Origin of the sequence: Nonomuraea sp. NPDC049784 (assembly GCF_040659615.1) — a bacterium.
Classification (GTDB): domain Bacteria; phylum Actinomycetota; class Actinomycetes; order Streptosporangiales; family Streptosporangiaceae; genus Nonomuraea.
This window is the reverse complement of the sequence record NZ_JBFAMX010000042.1, coordinates 16,435-37,277: the sequence shown is the minus strand read 5'-3', so window position 1 is coordinate 37,277 and position 20,843 is coordinate 16,435. Positions and strand designations below refer to the sequence as shown.

Annotated in this window: 16 protein-coding genes and 2 pseudogenes; 9 read left to right on the top strand and 9 right to left on the bottom strand. The window is 68.7% G+C overall.

Annotated features, from left to right (window positions below):
- The 5 genes and pseudogenes from AB0J09_RS12905 to AB0J09_RS12885 all read right to left on the bottom strand — a co-directional run.
- Positions 1 to 203: pseudogene (locus AB0J09_RS12905) on the bottom strand (hypothetical protein); the annotation flags it as partial.
- Complete coding sequence (locus AB0J09_RS12900; protein ID WP_360689368.1) at positions 200 to 1,261, bottom strand: ABC transporter substrate-binding protein; 1,062 nt, start codon at positions 1,259 to 1,261, stop codon at positions 200 to 202. The pseudogene AB0J09_RS12905 and the gene AB0J09_RS12900, both read right to left, overlap by 4 nt.
- Positions 1,262 to 1,309: 48 nt before the next feature.
- Positions 1,310 to 2,320, bottom strand: a complete 1,011-nt coding sequence (locus AB0J09_RS12895; protein ID WP_360689366.1) for an ABC transporter permease — start codon at positions 2,318 to 2,320, stop codon at positions 1,310 to 1,312.
- Entirely contained in the window at positions 2,313 to 3,899 is a 1,587-nt protein-coding gene (locus AB0J09_RS12890; protein WP_360689364.1) for a sugar ABC transporter ATP-binding protein, read from the bottom strand. The genes AB0J09_RS12895 and AB0J09_RS12890 overlap by 8 nt, the downstream gene beginning before the upstream one ends.
- Before the next feature lie 346 nt (positions 3,900 to 4,245).
- A complete protein-coding gene (locus AB0J09_RS12885) occupies positions 4,246 to 5,568 on the bottom strand; it encodes an ROK family transcriptional regulator (RefSeq protein WP_360689362.1) in 1,323 nt (440 codons plus the stop codon).
- Between the two features lie 242 nt (positions 5,569 to 5,810).
- Here AB0J09_RS12885 and AB0J09_RS12880 point away from each other — a divergent pair, with 242 nt between their 5' ends.
- The 6 genes from AB0J09_RS12880 (at position 5,811) to AB0J09_RS12855 (ending at position 15,583) form a co-directional block, all read left to right on the top strand.
- Positions 5,811 to 7,091 carry an ROK family transcriptional regulator gene (locus AB0J09_RS12880; RefSeq protein ID WP_360689360.1) on the top strand — a complete coding sequence of 427 codons (1,281 nt, stop codon included), beginning with the start codon at positions 5,811 to 5,813 and terminating at the stop codon, positions 7,089 to 7,091.
- Positions 7,092 to 7,301: 210 nt separating this feature from the next.
- Positions 7,302 to 12,497, top strand: coding sequence for a ThuA domain-containing protein (locus AB0J09_RS12875; RefSeq protein ID WP_360689358.1), 5,196 nt, complete (start codon positions 7,302 to 7,304; stop codon positions 12,495 to 12,497).
- Positions 12,498 to 12,568: 71 nt separating this feature from the next.
- Positions 12,569 to 13,210, top strand: a complete 642-nt coding sequence (locus tag AB0J09_RS12870; RefSeq protein WP_360689356.1) for a hypothetical protein — start codon at positions 12,569 to 12,571, stop codon at positions 13,208 to 13,210.
- A gap of 98 nt (positions 13,211 to 13,308) precedes the next feature.
- A complete protein-coding gene (locus AB0J09_RS12865) occupies positions 13,309 to 14,346 on the top strand; it encodes a DUF916 domain-containing protein (RefSeq protein WP_360689354.1) in 1,038 nt (345 codons plus the stop codon).
- Positions 14,343 to 15,005, top strand: a complete 663-nt coding sequence (locus AB0J09_RS12860; protein WP_360689353.1) for a hypothetical protein — start codon at positions 14,343 to 14,345, stop codon at positions 15,003 to 15,005. Before AB0J09_RS12865 ends, AB0J09_RS12860 begins: the two co-directional genes overlap by 4 nt.
- Positions 15,002 to 15,583, top strand: coding sequence for a hypothetical protein (locus tag AB0J09_RS12855; protein WP_360689351.1), 582 nt, complete (start codon positions 15,002 to 15,004; stop codon positions 15,581 to 15,583). The genes AB0J09_RS12860 and AB0J09_RS12855 overlap by 4 nt, the downstream gene beginning before the upstream one ends.
- Before the next feature lie 224 nt (positions 15,584 to 15,807).
- Here AB0J09_RS12855 and AB0J09_RS12850 read toward each other — a convergent pair whose 3' ends face one another.
- On the bottom strand, positions 15,808 to 16,200 hold the full coding sequence (locus AB0J09_RS12850) for a hypothetical protein (protein ID WP_360689350.1): 393 nt from the start codon (positions 16,198 to 16,200) through the stop codon (positions 15,808 to 15,810).
- Positions 16,201 to 17,101: 901 nt separating this feature from the next.
- Here AB0J09_RS12850 and AB0J09_RS12845 point away from each other — a divergent pair.
- Positions 17,102 to 17,467, top strand: a pseudogene (locus AB0J09_RS12845) (DJ-1/PfpI family protein); the annotation flags it as partial.
- A gap of 58 nt (positions 17,468 to 17,525) precedes the next feature.
- Entirely contained in the window at positions 17,526 to 17,666 is a 141-nt protein-coding gene (locus AB0J09_RS12840) for a hypothetical protein (protein ID WP_360689348.1), read from the top strand.
- Between the two features lie 42 nt (positions 17,667 to 17,708).
- On the opposite strand, the gene AB0J09_RS12835 is transcribed toward AB0J09_RS12840, so the two are convergent.
- Both AB0J09_RS12835 and AB0J09_RS12830 read right to left on the bottom strand, forming a co-directional pair.
- Complete coding sequence (locus AB0J09_RS12835) at positions 17,709 to 17,966, bottom strand: integrase core domain-containing protein (RefSeq protein ID WP_360689372.1); 258 nt, start codon at positions 17,964 to 17,966, stop codon at positions 17,709 to 17,711.
- A 385-nt stretch (positions 17,967 to 18,351) separates the two neighbouring features.
- Entirely contained in the window at positions 18,352 to 19,206 is an 855-nt protein-coding gene (locus tag AB0J09_RS12830; protein WP_360689346.1) for an AraC family transcriptional regulator, read from the bottom strand.
- 184 nt (positions 19,207 to 19,390) lie between these two features.
- Here AB0J09_RS12830 and AB0J09_RS12825 point away from each other — a divergent pair, with 184 nt between their 5' ends.
- Positions 19,391 to 19,783, top strand: coding sequence for an SDR family NAD(P)-dependent oxidoreductase (locus tag AB0J09_RS12825; RefSeq protein WP_360689344.1), 393 nt, complete (start codon positions 19,391 to 19,393; stop codon positions 19,781 to 19,783).
- A 360-nt stretch (positions 19,784 to 20,143) separates the two neighbouring features.
- On the opposite strand, the gene AB0J09_RS12820 is transcribed toward AB0J09_RS12825, so the two are convergent.
- Positions 20,144 to 20,809 (bottom strand): TetR/AcrR family transcriptional regulator, encoded by a 666-nt coding sequence (locus AB0J09_RS12820; protein ID WP_360689342.1) that lies wholly within the window; start codon positions 20,807 to 20,809, stop codon positions 20,144 to 20,146.
- Between the last annotated feature and the right edge of the window lie 34 nt (positions 20,810 to 20,843).

Here is a 20,843-nt window from a genome sequence, read left to right as displayed (position 1 = left end):
CGCAGCGTGGACGCGTTCTTCGACCTGCCGTTCAGACCCTCGATGGCGGCCTGCGCGGTCGCCTCGGCGGATCTGCCGGCCACGGCCACCATCGAGGGTCTGAACGGCAGGTCGAAGAACGCGTCCACGCTGCGCCACGCCTGGGAGTGGGTACGGCCCATGAACGCGTAGCCGACCATGCCGATCCCGATGACAGGCCTCATGACTCGAACCCGAGAGGCAGGTACTGGGCGGCGTTGTCCTTGGTGATGGTCTCCGAAGCCAGGGTGATCGACTGCGGCACCTGCTGCTCCAGCAGGTCGCTCATGCCCTTGCCCTGGGCGATCAGCCGGGCGATCTTGATCGCCGAGGCGGCCATCGTGGGGGGATAGGTGACGGTGGCCTTCAGCACGCCGCTGTCGGCCTGGATGTCACGCATCGCGTTGGCCGAGCCCGCGCCGCCGACCATGAAGAACTCGTTGCGACCGGCCTCCTTGATCGCCGCCAGCACGCCGATGCCCTGGTCGTCGTCGTGGTTCCAGATCGCGTCGATCTTCTTGTGCGCCTGGAGCAGGTTGGCGGCCACCTGCGTTCCGGACTCCACCGTGAACTTGGCGTCCTGTTGCGCGGTCACCTTGAAGCCGTACGTCTTCAGCGCGTCGGCGAAGCCCTTGCTGCGGTCCTGGGTCAGCGGCAGCGTGGCGATGCCCTGGATCTCCAGGATGACCGGGTTGGAGACGCCCTTGTCCTTCAGCGTCTTGCCGATGTGGTGGCCGGCGGCCACACCCATGCCGTAGTTGTCCCCTCCGATCCAGGCCCGGTACGACAGCTTGTCCGGGAAGACGCGGTCCACGTTGACCACCGGGATGCCCGCGTCCATGGCCTGCCGGGCGACCTGGTTGAGCTGCTGGCCGTCGTTCGGCAGGATCACCAGCACGTTGACCTTCGCCTGGATCAGCGACTCCACCGCCGAGATCTGCTGGTTGATGTCGTTGGTCGGCTCGACCGGCTTGAATTCGACGTCGGTGTACTGCTTGGCCGCGTCCGCCGCGTTCTTGCTGATGGCGGCGATCCAGCCGTGGTCGGCGGCCGGGGCCGAGAAGCCGATGACGACCTTCTCGCCAGGAGCGTCGTTGCCGTCCTTGGCCGCGGGAGCGGCGGCGGGCGCGCTCGCCTGCTGGGTGGCGACCGGCTCGTTGCTGGTGCAGGCGCTGATGAGGGCACCCGCGCCGAGGGCGGCGCCGCTGAAGAGGAAGCCGCGCCGGGCGACGTTCTTATCCATGTCTTCTCTCCTTGCTGAAGCCGGAAGGCTTGAGATCCGGCCCTGGTGTCAGGTGTGTGTTTTGAGGCTTCGCCGCTGCAGCAGCACGGCGGCGACGATGATCGCGCCCTTGGCGATGAGCTGGTCGGCGGTGTTCAGGCCGTTCAGGATGAACAGGTTGGTGATCACAGTGAAGATCAGCAGACCGAGGATCGATCCGATGATCGTGCCCCGGCCGCCGCTCAGCAGCGTCCCGCCGATGATCACTGCGGCGATCGCGTCCAGCTCGTACAGGTCGCCGTGTGTGGACGATCCGGTCGTGGTCCTGGCCATGATCAGCACGGCGGCGATCCCGCAGCACAACCCCGACAGGGCGTACAACAGCAGCGTGTGCTTGCGCACGTCGATGCCGGCCAGGCGGGCGGCCTCGGGATTGCCGCCCACCGCGTAGGTGCGCCGGCCGAACGTCGTGCGGTTGAGCACCAGCCAGCCGAACAGCACCACCAGCGCGAACACGTACACCAGCAGCGGCAGCCCGAGCACCCGCGTGGTCGACAGGCTCACGATCATCGAGTTGTCCTGCTGCACGAGCTGTGTGCGCTGGTTGGACATCCGCTGCGCCAGGCCGCGCCCGGCCACCATCATCGCCAGCGTCGCGATGAACGGCACCATCCGGCCGTAGGCGATCAAGATCCCGTTCAGCAGGCCCGCGCCGGTGCCCACCAGCACCGCGCACACGATCATCACGACCGGCCCGTAGGACTGGGTCGCCAGCGTGGTCGCCCATACCGACGCCAACGCCATCAGCGCGCCCACCGACAGATCGATGCCACCACCGATGATCACGAACGTCATGCCAACAGTGATCACCCCGATGGTCGAGGCCAGCGCCAGGATGCTCACCAAGTTGGAGGAGGTGGCGAAGTTCTCCGGCTTCGTCACCAATCCCACGATCGCCAGCAGTGTCAACGCCGCGACCAGCCCCAGATGCCGGACGTCACCCAGCCGGCCGAACCGCCCGCCCGGTCCCGCCGCCTTCAATCGCGGACCTGTCGGCGCGGCCTGATCAACCTCAGTCATGCGATGCTCCTTCGATGGGGGGATTTGCCACATCGGATCCGGGCCTCTGTCCTGCGGAGACCATCACCAGGTCGAGCACCCGGTGCTCGTCCAGGTCCTCGGCCGGCGCCTCATGGACGATCCGGCCCTCACGGATGACCAGCACGCGGTCGGCCAGGCCCAGCACCTCAGGCACCTCGCTGGACACCAGCAGCACACCGATGCCGTCGTCGGCCAGCTTGCGCACCAGCGCGTACAGCTCGGCCCGGGCACCGACGTCCACCCCACGCGTGGGCTCGTCGAGCAGCAGCAGCTTGCGGTCCTCGGCCAGCCAGCGTCCCAGCACCGCCTTCTGCTGGTTGCCGCCCGACAAGGTCCTGATGGGCCGGCGCGGATCGGTCGGGCGAATGTCCAGCGCCTGCGACAGCCGTTCGGCCTCGGCGAACTCGGTCCGGCGGTCGAGCCAGCCCAGCCACCGCGGCCTGGTGTAGCGGCTCAGGCTCGCCAGCGTGATGTTCTGCGCGACGGGGTGGTCCAGCAGCAACGCCTGCGCCTTGCGCTCCTCGGGGGCCAGGCCCATGCCCATCCGCACCGCGCGAGTCGTGCTGCCCGGCCGCACCGTCCGCCCATCGAGCACGACCCGGCCACCGGCCCGTCGCGCGCCGTAGATCGCCTCGATGATCTCGCTGCGGCCGGAGCCGACCAGGCCCGCCAGGCCGACGATCTCCCCGGCCCTGATGCTGAACGACACGTCCGCGAACCGGCCGGGCAGCGTCAGGTTCTCCACCCGCAGCACCTCGGGCCGCCCCTCGTGGGCTCCCCTGCCCGGCCGGGGCGGGAAGACATACTCGACGTTGCGGCCGGTCATCAGCGCCACGATCTTCGAGGTCGAGGTGTCCTTGGCCACCAGCCCCACCGCGACCGTGCGCCCGTCCTTGAGCACGGTGACTCGGTCGCCGATCTCGCGGATCTCCTCCAGCCGGTGGGAGATGTAGATCACCGCCACGCCCTGGGAGGTGAGGTCACGGATCACCCGGAACAGGTTGCCGACCTCGTCGTGGTCCAGCGCGGCCGACGGCTCGTCCATGATGATCACCCGGGCCGAGTGCGACAGCGCCCTGGCCATGCTGACGATCTGCTTATGGGCCGGCGACAGCGAGCTCACCTCGGTGCGGGGGCGGATCTCGCCGTGCCCCAGCCGCTCGAGCAGCTCGGCCGTCGCCCGGTCGGCCTCGGCCCGGCGGGAGAACCCGAAGGTCGCCATCTCGTGGCCGAGGAAGATGTTCTCCGTCACGCTCAACCCGTCCACCAAATCGAGTTCCTGGTAGATGGTGGCGATTCCGTGGCCCATCGCCGCGGTCGGCGGCGCCAGCCGTACGGGCGAGCCGTCGAGCAGCACCTCGCCCTCGTCGGGTTCGTGGGCACCGGACAGGATCTTGATGAGCGTGGACTTCCCGGCGCCGTTCTGGCCGAGCAGGCAGTGCACCTCTCCGGCTCTGACCTCAAGGTTCACGCCGTCCAAGGCGCGCACGCCCGGGAACTGCTTGACGATTCCTCGCATCACGAGCAGCGATGACGAGTCGGATGGTGACCGCGGCACAGGGGCCTCCCTCGGTTACGGTGTGGCCGGGCCCGCCTGATGGCCCCGCCCGCCTGACGGCGCCGGTTGGCACCGCCGCGACGGCACCGAGGTCGGCGTCAACGGTGCCGGTGCGGCTTCGGGCGACCGATCAGGCGGGCGGGACGTTCTGGGTGGGGAAAGGGCACGGGAAAAGGGCACAGGGGTTTCCGCCCGCCTGGCCGCATGCCCCATGGCCGCGGCACGCGAGATGGGCGGGATGTGCCGAGGCGGTGCGGAACAGGACGGTCAGGCGGACGGGAGGTTCAGGGAGCGGGCGGTAGATCGGAACCGCGTGCCGAGACGCGGGTCAGGCTGACTGTGGCGATCAAGCCATCGGGGTTCCCTCGATAACCCCGATGGTTGGAGACGTTCGGCTCGAGATGCTTGTGGGGTCGGACAGTGCTCGTTCGACGACGACTCCGGCCGCTCCGCGTGAGGCGGCGCCGAAGCCGAGGTCAGAGGCGACGAACCGGCAGCGCTCGACAGCGTCGCTCATGCCCAGGCGTGCCAGCGTCTGTTGCGCTGCGGGGATGATCAGGTCGGCGAGTCGCGCGAAGTACCCGCCCAGCACGATCACCCGTGGGTTGAAGAGGTTGACCAGCATGGCCGCCCCGATTCCGAGCCACCGGCCCACCTCCGCGGCGGCGGCGTCGACGCGGGGATCTCCTTCGGCCCGTCGGTGCTCGATCTCGGCCAGCCGCTCCTCCGGGTCACGGACGAGATGCGGGCCCGTGCCGTACGCGCGGTCTGGTGTGGCCATGCGGACCAGCGCGGCCAGCCCGACTTTGGTCTCCCAGCAGCCGACCCGGCCGCAGCGGCACGACTCGCCGGAGGGGTCGATCATGACGTGGCCGACCTCCCCCGCGAATCCGTCCGCTCCGCCCAGCAGTCGGCCGCCGGCGATGACGCCGCCGCCGATGCCCACCTCGCCTGTGAGGTAGACCAGGTCGGAGGTGCCCGCCGCGACGCCCGAGGTGTACTCGGCCAGGGCGGCGAGGTTGGCGTCGTTGTCCACCGCGACGGGGATGTCCGCGGCGATGTTCGCGTGGGACAGCCGCTCCGCCACCGCCACCCCGCGCCAGCCGAGGTTCGGGGCGAGGACGACGGTGCCGGTGGTGGTGTCGATCAGGCCGGGGACAGCCACGGTGATCCCGGCCGGCGTGATCCCGAGCCGGTCGAGGTCGGCGACGGTCCTCTCGGCCATGCGGGCCAGCTCGTCCAGCGAGCGTTCCGGGCCGGAGCCCATGGCGTCGAAACCGATGCGCCGGTCGATGATCACCCTGCCGGCCAGGTCGGTGGCGATCGCGGCGATGTAGTCGACGTTGACTTCCATGCCGAGGGCGCCGACCCGGGAGCCGTCCAGGGTGAGCGCGACACCTGGGCGGCCGACGGAGCCGGCGTGCTGCGGCCCCATCTCCTTGACCAGTCCGCGCGCCTGCAGCTCGCTCACCAGACTGGTGACGGTCGCCTTGTTCAGCCCGGTCGCGGCGGCGACGGCCGATCGGGTGCACGGGCCGCACGCGCTGACGTGACGCAGCACGAGGGCGAGGTTGGAACGGCGCACGGTGGCCTGATCCGCGGGAACTCCCGCGGACCCGCCGCGACTCATCGAGTCGGTCGCGCGGCCGTCGGCCCGGCTGTGGTCCACGCTCCTCCTCGATTAGTTCAGATGGCTAGCCGAATTAAAAGCACGACTTCCTGCGGACACAAGTATTAAATCGTTCGTAACTTGCGTAACGTTCCGGTAACTCGAGCGAGAAACGTGGCGGAAGTGCACGGACGTGAGCGATGCCAACTCGTTACGAACTTGAGGGGTGCGTGGTCCGACATCGCCGTGTTACAACCCTGATTAATTGATCTCGGAGACAAACAAAGGGGCAGGTGGTGCGGGTGACGTACAGACCGTCCCGCTCCCGCTCCCCGGGCGGCGCCGCGCCGACGGGTCCCGCCACGCTGCGCCGGGCGAACCTCTCGCTGGTGCTGCGCGAGCTGCGCGACCACACATCCCTGTCCCGTGCCGAGATCGCGCAGGCGACCGGGCTGCACCGGGCCACCGTCTCCAATCTCATGGCCGAGCTCCTGGAACGGCGGCTGGTGCGGGAGGTCGGTGTCGAGCACGTGGGCGCGATCGGGCGTCCCAGACGGGCGGTGGCGCTGCACGGCGCGCACGTCGGCGCCCTGGGCATGGAGATCAACGTCGACTACATCGCGGTCCACGGCACCGACCTGAGCGGCCGGAGCCTGGTCGAGCGCCGGGTGGTCCACGACGCGATGGGCAGCGGCCCGGACAGCGCCGTGCGCCGGCTCGGGCTCGTGGCCAAGGAGGCCGTGGAGGCGATGCGGCGGGCCGGAGCGGTCCCGACCGGCATCGCGGTGGCCGTCCCCGGACTCGTGGACGTGACACGCGGCGTCGTGACACTCGCGCCGAACCTCCACTGGCGCGACCTGCCCCTGGCCGAGCAGCTGAGCTCCATACTCGGCCCGCAGAGCGTGCCGGTGCGGGTGGACAACGACGCGAACCTCGCCGCCCTGGCCGAATACACCTCCGGCGTCGCCGCCGGCACACCCCACCTGGTCTATCTCACCGGAGAGGTGGGCGTGGGCGGCGGCATCATCTCAGGCGGCGAGCTTCTGCGCGGAGCGGACGGATTCTCCGGCGAGGTCGGACATCTGCGGGTCGACCCTAACGGCGACCGATGCGGCTGTGGCCGCATCGGCTGCTGGGAGACCAAGGTCGGCCTGGCCGCGCTCGTCCGCGCGGCCATGCCCGAACAGGCGTACGGGTTGCCCGGCATGCCGGTGCCCGATCCCGGCGAACGGGTGGCCGACATCACCAGGGGCCTGGCCTCGGGCGACCGGCGGATGGTGACGGCGGTGGCGCAGGTCGGCGAGTGGCTCGGGCTCGGCGGCTCGATCCTGGCCAACCTGTTCAACCCGCGAGTGATCGTCATCGGCGGCTACTTCGCCTCACTGGCCCAGTGGCTGCTGCCACACGCACAAGATCAGCTGCGACGGCTCGTGGTGGCCGCTCCCGCCGCCCAGTGCCGATTCGTCGCCTCCACGCTCGGCTTCGGCGCCGCCTCCCGGGGCGCCGCGAGCATGGTGGTCAACCACATCATCGACGATCCGACGACGATCTTGGATTCACTCCGCAGGCCGGCACCTTACTGACGGCCCCACAGACCTGGAGACGGCACCCTCCAGCAACCCGCACTATCCGCTACCACCAAGTGGCAACAGCGCGGCGGCGCGCGCCTTGCCTGACGTCCCCCCGGTCAGGAAGGGTTTTCCATGTCACCACGTCCTCGAACGTGGGCCAGGCTGCTCAACGCGGTCCTGCCAGAAGGCGGACGACGCCCGAGACGTCGAACCGCTACCACGATGGCCTTAGCCCTCGTCGCCCCTTTCCTCACGCTCCTTGCGGCGCCCGTGAGCGCCGAGGCCGCCACGGCGGCGGAGCCCGCCTTCAAGGTGCTCGTCTTCTCGAAGACGACCGGATTCCGGCACGACTCGATCCCCGAGGGCATCGCGGCCGTGCAGAAGCTCGGCCAGGACAACAACTTCGCGGTCGACACGACCGAGGACAGCGCCCTGTTCACAGACCAGAACCTGGCGCAGTACCAGGCCGTGGTCTTCATGTCCACGACCGGTGACCCGCTGGGCACGCAGGAGCAGAAGGACGCCTTCCAGCGCTACATCCAGGGCGGCGGCGGCTTCGTGGGCGTCCACGCCGCCGCCGACAGCGGCTACAACTGGGCCTGGTACGGCAAGCTGGTCGGGGCGTACTTCAAGCAGCACCCGGCGATCCAGCAGGCCACAGTCAAGGTCGAGGACCCGGCGCACCCGGCGACCAAGGATCTCCCGACGACCTGGATCCGTACCGACGAGTGGTACGACTACCAGACGAACCCGCGTGGCACGGTCCACGTGCTGACGTCGATGGACGAGAAGTCCTACACCGGCGCCACGATGGGCGCCGACCACCCGAACACGTGGTGTCAGGACTTCGACGGCGGCCGTTCGTGGTACACCGGGCTCGGCCACCTCAAGGAGAACTACAGCGAGCCCAACTTCCTGAAGCTGCTGCTCGGCGGCATCCAGACCGCCGCCGGCGCGGTCAAGGCCGACTGCTCGGCCTCGCAGAGCAGCAGCTTCGAGAAGGTCACGCTCGACGACAACACGTCGAACCCGATGATGGTGGACGTCGCCAAGGACGGCCGGGTCTTCTACATCGACCGGCTCGGCGAGGTCAAGATCATCAAGCCGGCGGGCGGCACGGTGACGGCGGCGAAGCTGAGCGTCTTCACCGCCAACGAGAGCGGCCTGCTCGGCATGGCGCTCGACCCCGGCTTCGACTCGAACCACTGGGTGTATCTCTACTACTCGCCCACCGGGACGAACGTCGACCGGCTGAGCAGGTTCACCGTCACCGGTGACACCCTGGACCTGTCGAGCGAGAAGAAGATCCTCGACGTCCCGGTGCAGCGGGCCGAGTGCTGCCACCACGGCGGCGGCATGGTGATGGACCCCAAGACCGGCAATCTGTGGCTGGGCACGGGCGACAACACCAACCCGTTCGCCTCCGACGGCTACGCGCCGCTCGACGAGCAGTCCGGCCGCGCCAACTGGGACTCCCAGCGCACCGCGGGCAACACCAACAGCCTGAGCGGCAAGCTGCTGCGGATCCACCCCGAGGCCGACGGCACCTACACCATCCCGTCCGGCAACCTGTTCGCGCCGGGCACGGCGAAGACCAAGCCGGAGATCTACGGCATGGGCCTGCGCAACCCGTTCCGCATGGGTCTCGACCCCAAGACGGGCAACATCATGCTCGGTGAGTACGGTCCCGACGCGAACGCGGCGAGCTCCACCCGGGGTCCGCAGAACACGGTCGAGTGGAACCTCATCACGAAGCCTGGCAACTTCGGCTGGCCATACTGCATCGGCAACAACACCCCGTACGTCGACTACAACTTCGCCACCAAGCAGTCGGGGTCGCCGTTCAACTGTGCCGCGCCGGTCAACGACTCGCCGAACAACGACGGCCTGACCAGCCTGCCGCCGGTGATCCCGGCGACGATCTGGTACCACTACGCGGCCGACCCGCAGAACTTCCCGGAGCTGAGCGGTGGCGCGCCGATGGGCGGCCCGGTCTACCGCTCCGACCCGAACCTGCAGTCGGACGTGAAGTGGCCGGCGTACTGGGACGGCAAGGCCATCTTCGGTGAGTGGAACAACGACAAGGTGTGGTCGTTCCAGCTCAACGAGAACGGCAGCAAGGTCGTCGAGATGAACCCGATCCTCGGCTCCCTGTCGTTCAAGAAGCCGATGGACATGAAGTTCGGCCCCGACGGCGCGCTGTACATGATCGAGTGGGGATCCGGCTTCGGCGGCGACAACGCCGACTCCGGCATCTACCGCATTGAGTACACCAAGGGCACCCGACCGCCGATCGCCCGTGCCACGGCGGACAAGACCGATGGGCCCCTGCCGCTGACGGTCAAGTTCTCCAGCGAGGGCAGCCGGGACCCGGAGGGCAAGACGCTCACCTACGCCTGGGACCTCGACGGTGACGGGGACACCGACTCCACCGACCCCAACCCCACCTTCACCTACGAGAAGGGGGGCGATTACAGCGTGGTCCTGACCGTCAAGACCCCCGACGGCAAGACCGCCACCGCCAGCGTGTCGATCAGCGCGGGCAACACTCGTCCCACCGTCAAGGTGGACGTTCCGCCGAACGGCGCCTTCTTCGAGTTCGGCGACCAGGTGAAGTTCAAGGTCACCGTCACCGACGCCGAGGACGGCACGATCGACTGCGACAAGGTCAAGATCCAGGCGATCCTCGGCCACGACAGCCACGGCCACCCGCTCGACCAGCTCAAGGGCTGTGAGGGCACCCTGCAGACCCAGCAGGCGGGCCACGGCGAGTACGACAACCTCTTCTACGCCATCGAGGCCAGCTACACCGACGGGGGCGCCAATGGCGCCGGACCGCTGACCGGGCGGGGCCAGATCATCCTGGAACCCAAGCGCAAGCAGGCCGAGCACTTCGCGCAGACCGGCCGGGTGGCCGACGGCAAGGGCACCGACGCCGCAGGCGTCCAGGCGGAGACCACGACCGACACCCAGGGCGGCAACCAGCACATCGCGTTCGTCCAAGACGGCGACTGGTGGTCGTTCGACCCGGTGAACCTGTCGAACGTCACCGCGATCCGGCTCCGGGCCTCCTCTGGCGGAGCCGGCGGAACCGTACAGGTCCGGGCGGGCAACCCCGAGACCGGCGCTCTGGTCGGCTCGGTCGACGTGCCGCCCACCGGTGGCTGGCAGACGTTCACCGACGTCACACTCGACCTGACCAGCCCACCGACCGAGAGCGGACCGCTGTACTTCGTCGTGCGCAAGCCGGCGAGCGCGGCCGACAACGCCTACCTGGCCAACGTCAACTGGGTCGACTTCGTCGGCAAGGGCGCCACGGACAACGAGCGTCCGGCCGTGACCGCGACGGCGACCCCGGCGACGGGCGTCGCCCCGCTGAAGGTCGACTTCAAGGCGACGGCCACCGACCCCGAAGGCGACCCGATCACCTACAAGTGGAATTTCGGGGTGACCGGCGCGCCGGAGCCCACCACGGCCGAGGCGAGCTACACCTACACCGCGCCGGGCAACTACACGGCCGTGGTGACCGTGACCGACGACAAGGGCGCGTCGGCCACCGCCCAGGTCCCGATCAAGGTGGACGCGGCGGCCACGGTGTGCTTCACCGGCCGTTCCGACGACTTCCTGGGCAGCCAGCTCGACCGTGACCGCTGGTCGGTCATCCGGGAGAACCAGGACCTCAAGGTCGCGGACGGCAAGCTCGTGATCCCGACCTCGACCACCGACATCTACAGCACGGGCGGCAACACGCCGAACATCGTCGTGCAGCCGGCGCCCTCGGGTGCGTGGACCGCCACCGCCAAGCTCACGCTGGACGCGCGTGACGCGTACCAGCAGGCGGGCCTGGTCATCTACGGCGACGACGACAACTACGCCAAGATGGTGCTCCAGGCGCGGTCGACCTCGGGTTCCAACCACGCCAGCCGTATCTTCCAGTTCATCCGGGAGGAGAACGGTAGCCCGAACGAGGTGTCGCAGAGCAACACGGCCAACCTCGGGGACTCCTACCCCGACACGGTGTACGTGCGGTTCGTCAGCGACGGCACCAACATCACCGCCCACTACTCCTCGGACGGCACCACGTTCACCGCGATGCCGCAGACCAAGCCGCTCGCCGGGATCGCCAACCCCAAGATCGGCCTGATCTCGCTGGCCGGGGCCAACCACCCGGTGGTGGACGCGTCCTTCGACTGGTTCCACATCACGCCGGACGACAAGGCGACGGCGCCGGACCCGGACGACCAGTTCGACGACACCGCGCTCGACTCCTGCCGCTGGAACGCGGTCGTGCGCCCCGACGCCACGGCGGCGCGCGTCGGCAACGGCAAGCTGGAGCTCGACACCACGACCGGTGACATCTACGGGACCGGCAACAGCGGCCCGAAGAACTTCATCCTGCAGACGGCACCGAGCGGCGACTGGACGCTGGAGACCAAGGTGGACGCCTCGGCGCTCAACGAGCAGTACCAGCAGGGCGGCCTCATGGTGTACACCGGCGACGACGACTACGTGAAGCTCGACTTCCTCACCACCAACTCGGCAGGCTCGACGGTGGCGCGAAGCATCGAACTGCGCAGCGAGGTCGGCGGCACCGTGCAGAACCCGCAGCCGCAAGTGAACAACCTCACCAGCGGCGTGTGGTGGCTGCGGCTGAGGAAGGCGGGCACCACCTACACCGGCTCCTACTCCTCCGACGGCCAGACCTGGACGGATCTCTCCGCGACGGTGGAGAACACCGCGGTGGCCACCGGCGCGAAGGTCGGCGTGTACACCATCGGCACCAACCAGTCGGCGTCGAAGACGGTCACGTTCGACTACTTCCACCTGACCAAGGCAGGCTCGGACAAGACCGCGCCCGTGACGACGGCGACGACCGATCCGGAGCAGCCGGCGGGCGGCACGTTCACCGGTCCGGTGTCGGTCACGCTGAAGGCCACCGACGAGGGCGGCGGCAGCGGGGTCGACAAGACCGAGTACCAGCTCGACGGCGGCGGCTGGACCGCCTACACCGGACCGGTCACCGTGACCGGCGACGGGCAGCACGAGCTGAAGTACCGCTCGGCCGACAAGGCGGGCAACGTCGAAGAGGCCAAGACGCTGACGCTGACGATCTCGGCGTCCGCGCCGCAGGTCAAGCTGACGGTCTCCGCCTCGTCCCGCTGCATCGGCACCTCGGCGTACGTGGCGGTCACGGCCGTCAACGGCTCGGACGTGCCGGCGACGGTGACGCTGACCACCCCGTTCGGTTCGAAGACCGTGGCCGACGTGGCCCCGGGCAAGCAGGCGTACCAGTCCTTCAACAGCCGGGCCGGGCAGATCGACGCGGGCACGGTGACCGTGAAGGGGACCGCGACGATCGGCGGCGGGCAGGTCACCTCGTCGTACGACGCCGCCTACCCGGCGCTCAGCTGCCGCTGACCGCCGATAGCAGAACCGGGGCCGGCCGGCCGAGCAGCCGACCGGCCCCACCCCCTCAATGGAGCGAACACATGAAAATGAACAGGACTACACAGATACTCGCCGCGGCGATGCTCGGTGTCGCGCTCGCCGGCGCCGGCCTCGGCGTGGCCGGTCCCGCGGTGGCGGACGACGACCCCGACAACGGCATCGACGTGTCGGTGACGATCGAGCCGAACACCACTCCCGGTGAGGTGTCCATGACCGTCGCCGACAACGGTGGAGTGGCCCTGCAGGAGGACGGCTCCAACGCCGCCGCCCGCCAGTTCGTCGGCACCCTGCCGACGGTCACGGTGACCGACAGCCGCCGGCCCGAGGAGATCCCCGCCGGCGACTTCTGGGCGGTCGTCGGCCAGGCCAGCGAGTTCACCGCGACGAGCGGTTCGGCGCCGCCCATCGGCCCGCAGTACCTGGGCTGGCGGCCGCGCCTGCTGAGCGACTCCTCCTCCGGGGCGGTGGAGGCCGGTGAGCCCGTCTCCAGCGTCATCTCAGACGGCTCGGGAGCGCCCACCGTCGGTCTGCAGGGGCAGGAGCTGCTGGTGTCGACGGCGAACTCCGCCGACGAGATCGGCACCTATGAGGTCAACGCCGACCTCGCGCTGCGCGCTCCCGCCGACGTCGCCGCCGGCGAGTACCACTCGACTCTGACGCTTTCCCTCTTCAACCAGTCCTGAACCGGAGGCAGGACGCCATCGCCCGCTGTGGGCGTCCGGGACCTGTGCCGGCCTGGCGCAGGTCCCGGACGACCACGATGAGACTGGAGACACCTCTGTTGACCACAAGCCGTTCGCGAGGCGCCCTCGCCCACCTCGCCGTCTTACCCGCTGTCGGCGTTGCCCTGCTGGTCGCCGTCCTGGTCACCACGGTCGCGTTCGCGACCCCATCCGACGCCGACACCACCTGGTCGGTCGTTCCGGCCAACGCCGACGGTCCTGACGGCCGCAGCGTCATCGACCTCGAACTCGCCGGCGGGCAGCAGGTGGTCGAGCATGTGGCGGTCATCAACCGCTCCACTCAGCCGGTCGACTTCGCGATCGACGCCAACGACGGCTACCTGACCTCCAAGGGCTACTTCGACATGCGGCCCTCGGACGCGAAACCGACCGACGGCGGCTCCTGGATAGCGGTTCCCGAGAAGGTGACCATCGCCGCCGGGGCCACCTCCGTCGTGCCGGTGACGGTGTCGATCCCCCAGAACGCGACGCCGGGCGATCACCCCGCAGGTGTGACTGCGTCCCTGGAGACCGTCTCCGGTCAGGTACGGGTCCAGAACCGGGTGGGCGTCCGCCTGAACATCCGCGTCACCGGCGACTATGTGGCCAAGGTGGCAGTGACCGACGTGCAAGCCGAGTACACGGGATCGTGGAATCCCTTCGCCGCCGGATCCGTCGAGGTGACCTACACCGTGGCCAACGTCGGCAACGTCCGGCTGGTCGCGGACAACCGGGTCCTGACGTCCACGTTCGTGGGCGAGAACAACTGGAGTGACCCGTCCGCGGCCAAGGCCAGGGAGCTCATGCCGGGCGGCAGCCGCACGTTCGTCGCACGGGTGCCCGGCGCCTGGCCGCTGGGTCCCATCGGCACGACGGTCACGGTGATCCCCTCGCCCGCGGGCAAGCCGATCCCGGGCGTCACCGCCCAGCGGATGGCGATCGACACCACGGTCTGGGCCCTGCCGTGGCCGCAGCTCGCCCTCCTCGTCCTCCTCATCCTCGCCCCCTTCGCCATCCGGCTGGTCGCCGCCTGGCGCCGCAAGCGCATCGAGAAGCTGATCATGCTCCACAGCAAAGGCACGCCTCAGGAGGCGTGAGCGCCATCGACATCCGTCCTCAGGAGGTGGCGACCATCAACCGACCCAGGCAACCGGCCCCCGCACAGGGTGCGACGTGGGCCCGCGTGCTCGCCCTCGCGGTCGCGTTCGCGCTCGGCGCGATCGTCGCCGGCGGTGTGGTGTTCGCGCTGACCCGGCCGGACTCGATCGAGCAGACGGCCGACCGTCTCCGTGCCGAGTCCGCCCTCCGCGACAAAACGCAGATCAAGACCCTGACGGAGTTGGCCCGCGGCACGCGGGCCCGGCTCCTCCCCGTGCTCGACGGGCTGAGCCGGGCCATGCCGTCCGACGGCACAGCGGGGCCCGTCGCGGTGACCGCCGCCGACGTCGAGGCCTGGCAGCAGGCGGCCGCCGCGGCCGTCCAAGGCTTCGCCGACCCGCCGTCCGGTGAGACCGCCACGACCGTCGACACCTACGCGGCCGCGCGGGGTTTGACAGGACCGGCCCGCGCCGCCGCCATGGATCTGGCCGTACGGCAACGCGCCGAAGCGCTCTTCACCTGGTCGATCGGAGCCACCGCTCTCAACGCCGTGAACATCGACGCGGGCTACGGCCACCAGCACGTGTTCCTACCGACATCACCCGGCGAAGGGGCGCTCACCCCCGACACCGAACCCGAGGGGAGTCACGACTCGTGAACAAGGCACCGGCATACGTCCTCACCGTCCTGCTGGCCGGCCTCACGCTGGTGCTCGGCGCACCGGCGGCCTCCGCCCACGGCGGGCCGATCAAGCTGGAGGTGACGGGAGACGGCGCCGACAACGTCAACGTGCTGGTCACGTACAAGAAGGACGGCCATCCCGTAACGGAGATCGTCGAGGCCACGCTGAAGGCGACCTCGGCAGACGGCCGTTCCTTCGGGCCGGTGCCGCTCAGGTCGGCGCCCGAGGGCCAGAACCTCTACCACTCCGCCGAGCCGCTGCCGAGCGGCGAGTGGCGGGTCACCGTGACCGCGACCGAGCCCTCCAAGGCGAAAGCGACGGTGAAGGTGAAGGCGGGCGTTATCGCCGCCTCACCCGTGGCGGCGACTGCCCCCGCCATGGGGCAGGCGACGGCGCCCGCGCGGAACAAGGCCGCCGCGCCGGCGACCGTAATGGACGACCAAGGTGCGATGGGGACTCCCCTCAAAATCGGCATCATCGTCCTCGTTGCGCTCGTCGCCCTCGTGGCCTGGATCGCCCTTGCCTGGCGGTACCGCATGGGTGTCCGGCGCTGAATTCGGCCGGCCGGGGATTGGCGAATACAACAGGAGGGCGCAACCGACCAGGACCTCGCCGGGGCCGGAGAGGTGGGCTGAGCAATCTCGTTCCGACCCTTGGCGCGGCCCTTGTCACCGGTTATGCGCAGAACTTCTGGATAGGCGCTCATCAAGGTGTCGCCGGGCACGCGTGATGGCGTGCGCGCGCATCGCGCGTTCCTGGGCCGGGTCCCGCGGCCTTGTCAAAGCCGCTGCCCGCGCTGCTCGTGGGCGGCGGCGAGGATGAGGTAGGCGCTGGCCGTCCAGGTGTAGGCGCGGTCGCGCAGGCCCTCGCCGGTGCGCGCGTCGGAGTTCTCCGCGAAACCGGACTGCTCGCACAGCCGCCCGAAGCGGGCGCTGATCTCGTCGGCCAGGGCGATGTGGCCGGCCCGGTGCAGGCCGTCCTCGATGAGTACGGTCGAGGGAGTCCAGATCGGCCCGCGCCAGTAGCCGTCGTCCTGGTAATGCTCGGAGTCGGGGTACTCGGTGGCGGGCCCGAACGCGGTGAGGTGGGACTCGATGCGGGTGGCCAGCGCCGTGTACACCGTGTGCCGCTCGAATATTGTACCGATGACGCGCTCGCAGATAGCGTTCATCCTCGGAGTCCGTGGCAGCGTGGTGATGTCCTACAGCCCTTCAGCTGTGAAGACATCCCGAAAGGCGGAGGTAAAGAGCGCGTCCCGATCGTGGATCAAGAACCGCAGCCCGGCGAGTCGGTCGGCCAGATCCATGACCAGGTTGCGGGCCTGTTGCACCGTCCATGCCCCGGTCGGGTGCGCGGTTACTGACGGCGGAGCACTTGGTTCTCGTGACGGAGCACCAGCAGCTCAACATCTTTGGACAGATCAGAACGGACCAGTACCGCCAGCAGGCCGAACAAGCCCCTCAGCAACCGGTAGGCAAGCGATAACAACACCTCGCGATGGTCGCAGCAGTAGCTCTGATCACGCGGCAAACCCCAGCTCAAAGCACGGAACGTGTTTTCGAGCGGGACACGGTCAGCCCATGAGCAGCCCCGCCAGGAAATGGTCGCACGTCGATCTCGTGGCGCCCTACTTGTGGTGACCACGAGCGTTATCGACAGACTCGCAGACCAGGACCGGGCCACAACCCGCGCCTCTTCGAGGAGAAGATGTACCTGCAGGCCGGCGTGCACCGCATCGACGGACGCGTCCGGCAGGGGTATCGCCTCGGCGGTACCCGGCAGGGAACGGATGGCCCGCAACGCGCAGCGCAGCTCGCCAGCATCGCCGGGTCGGCTCGACCGCGACGACGTCGGCGCCCAGCGTGACCAGGATGGCGGTCAGCCTGCCGGTTCCGGCGCCGAGGTCGAGCACCCGAGGGCCGGGCGCGGGCTCGAGCGCCGAGCGCACGCAGCGTGCGCGTAGTCCGGACGATGCTCGGCGTACACAGTGGTCCACGGGTGAGGCTTCCGGGGGGTCTGCCCTTTTTGCCCCATGCGGATTAAGATCCACCGTGGGAGAACAGGAGTGAGTCATGGCCCGAGTGCTTGTTCTGACCGGCGATGCGGCGGAAGAGCTGGACTCCATGTACCCCGTCTTCCGGCTTCGGGAAGGGGGTCATGAGGCGATCGTGGCCGCCCCCACCACTCGTGCGGTAAAGCTGGTGGTCCACGACTTCGAGCCCGGCTGGGACGCCTATACCGAGCGGCCCGGCCATCAACTGCCGGTGGATCTCGCATTCGCCGACGTGCGCCCTGAGGACTACCAGGCGCTGGTGATCCCGGGCGGCCGCGCGCCGGAGTACATCCGCACCGATCCCGACGTCGCCCGTATCGTGCACTACTTCTTCGAGCGCGGCCTGCCGGTGGGCACGATTTGCCACGGCCCGCAGGTGCCGGGCCGCGCTTGGCCTGCTGCGCGGCCGTACCACGGCGGCGTTCCCGCCGTTGAGGACCGACATGGAGATGGCGGGTGCGACCTTCGTGGACGCCCCCGACGTGGTGGACGGCGCGATGGTCTCCTGTCGTGGCTGGCCAGACCTGCCTGAATGGTCGCGTGCCTTCATGCGCGTGCTGGAGGGCGCGAACGTGTCGTTGTAGGTGGTTCGGTCATGTGCCTGCCGAAAATCTTATCCATGCAGCTCAAGCGGCATGTGAGTACTCGTGGAGGCCTCCTCCGGGTCGGTCTCGTCGGCGTATGTTCAGGTCGGCGATTCGCTCTGGATCGCTGATCAGATTTGGGACGGCGCGCAGTGGAGCTGCCTGGGCCAGGGCCTGGTGGGGTCGGTGCTGGTTGTAGAACCGTTCGTACTCGCGAAGAGCGTGACGCAGATGGTGTTCGTTCCGCAGCAGACAGCGATCGAGGAGTTCGCGGCGGCAGGACTGCACCCATCGCTCCATGATCGAGTTAATACGTGGCATCCGAATCCCGGTGAGCACGGTCTGGATGCCGGCCTCGGCGAGGATTTCGTTTATGAGGGCTGGGAACTTCCCATCCCGGTCTCGGATGAGATAGCGCGCCCGGCAGCCCGTATCCTCCAGGTCCATCACCAGGTTCTTCATCTGCGAGTGCCGAAAATCACGTCCGACAGTCTCACCTGCAAGTCTTTGATGAGCGAAGATCATCTCTTAAGCGGGCGCTCAAGCGATGTTGTGCAGTCGCACTTTCAAGTTGAGCGACCGCACAACTCGTTTTGAGCGATCGCTTAGACGGTGGCGCTCAAGATCTGCCCGCTTGCCAGAAGCTGCAGGTCACCATGTGAGTCGAGTATTCGAGCCCCACAGGTCAGGACGCTTGTCGGAGCCGGTATCGGTAGCGCAAGGGCGCCTCTCCTACCTCTCGTTTGAAGGCGGTGCTGAAGGCGCTTTCCGATGTGTAGCCAAGTTGCACGGCGAGGGCCCCGATCCGGACGTCGTCGTCGCGCAGCGCCCGCTGGGCCAGCAGCATCCGCCAGGAGTTGAGGTAGGTCAGCGGGGGGACACCGGCCACGGAGCGGAACCGCACGGCGAACGACGTCCGCGACGTCGCCGCCGCACGGGCCAGTTCCTCCAACCCCCAGTGCCGGCCCGGTTCGCGGTGCATGAGGGTCAGCGCGGGACGCAGCCGGTCGTCGGTCAGCGCCCGCAGCCACCCCGGCGGCAGTTCGGCCTGGCTCAGGTAAGCCCGAAGCACCTCCAAGATCAGCAGCTGGGCGTGCTGGCGTACGGCAAAGGCAGCGCCCATCCGCTCGGCCGTCACCTCCTCGACCAGCCGGTCGACGCACGCCCGTAGGGCGGGCGCGGCGGCATCGCAGGAGCGAATGAGCGCCACGGGCGGCAGCGTCTGCGTCAGCAGCGCCGCGCCGGCCTGGTTGAGCTCGACGTGGCCGCCGAGGATGACGTCGTCGACGGCGAAGTCCGCGCCGCCGACGCGCAGGGCATAGTCTCCCGGCTCGGGCGCGAACTCCTCGGGCGGGCCGTCACCGGTTCCGCCCTCGGCACGCAGCCACGAGCGGCCGGTCAGGACCGCGACGTCACCGGCCTCCATCTCGATCGGGGCATCCAGCCCGTCGGCCGACAGCCAGCACCGGCCACGCACCATCACCGTCAACTTCAGCGGGCTCGCGATCACCTGCCTTCGTGAACGTACCTTCGTCGGCAACCGCGAGCAGATAGCGCAAGTGCTTGAGATCGATGTCCGGCTTCACTTGATCAGGTTGCCATGTCTGCGGCTATGCCTGCGACGCATACCTCGATGCTCTGCGGGCTTTGGACCTCTCGCTCTCGTTCGGATTGCATCGGGAGGGCCGGAGCGGCCTACTCAAGAAGAAGGACGAAGGAAACGCATGACACCGAAAGCAGTCGTCACCGCAGGAACACGCGGGATCGGCGTGGAAGTGGCGATCGAACTCGCTCAGCGGGGATACGCGGTCACCGTCGTGGGGCGGGACAAGGAGCACGGAGAGCAGGCCGTGCGGCGGATCGGAGACGCCCGCTTCATCCAAGCGGACCTCTCCGTACTGGCTGAAGTTCGTGCGCTAGGAGCACGGCTGGCCGAGGAGGGCCCGCTGCAGTTGCTGGTCAACAACGTCGGCGGTATGTGGTCGACGCGATGGGAGACCGCCGACGGCATCGAGGCGAGCTTCGCGCTGAACCACCTCTCCCCGACCGTATTGACCGAGGCGTTGCTCGACGCGTTGCGGGCGGGCAGGCCAAGCCGGATCGTCGACGCAACATGATCTCGACGTCCTTCGTCGCCTCGCCCGCGTCCCAGGACGGCGTGTTGCGCCGCGGTGACGTCCGTGCCGTCCAGCTCCCGCTCCATGGCGCGCACCACCGATCGGTGCGGCGGCCACAGGCGCCTGATCACCTGATGGAGCAGGTCTCCGGTAGCGGGGCCGCCACCATCCCTTATGACATTCATGATGTCTTAGTGACATAAGTGATGCCGTTGCCGCGCCGTGCCCTCGTGCAGGCCGGTTCCTCGCCTGGCCACCGGACCAGTAGGACAGGGCCGGCCGCCAGAGCATGGGCGCCCCGGTCCCTCCAGCGTCGAGCGCGAGAAACCAGAGGTTCTCGCCTGTCCGGCGCAACGCAGGTCAGGGGCGGGGCAGCACGCCCAGGAGGGTCGCGGTCAGGGCCAGCTTCAAGCTGTCCTTCAGCTCCAGGTGGAAGCGGGCCAGGTCGGGCTCGGCCTGGTAGGCCGCCTGCAGGCTGGGTGGGGGTGTGCTGTACGCCGACAGCGCGCCGGCCATGACCATGGTTTGCAGGCTGAACAGTGTTGCGTTCTCGCCCAGCTCCGGCAGGTACTTCTGGATCAGGGCGGTCATGGTTGTCAGGCGGTCCAGGGAGGCGCGCTTGTAGCGTGCTACGACCTCGACGGAGACGTTGTGTTCCAGGACGCTGCCCTGTGCGCCGAAGAGGTCGCACAGCACCACTCGGCCGGAGAGTGAGCGGCTGAGGATCTCGGCCACCGCTGCCGCTCGCTCGGCCATGGGGAGATTTTCGTCGATGCCGGCGGCCAACTCGCCTGCCAGTTCCGACAGCCACTCCTGCAGGAAGTGGTCCAGCAGTTCCAGCAGCACCGCCTCGCGAGACTCGAAGTAGCGCAGCACGTTCGGCTTCGCCAGGCCTACCCGGCGGCTGAGCTCGTTCAAGGTGACCGCGGCCACAGGCATCTCGTCGAGCATCGCCGACGCCATGTCGAGGATCGCCCGCCGGCGGATCTCCCGCTGCTCTTCGGTTCGCGCCCGCTGGAAACTCACGATCGCCAGCCTAACTTAAGTACCTGCGGTACGT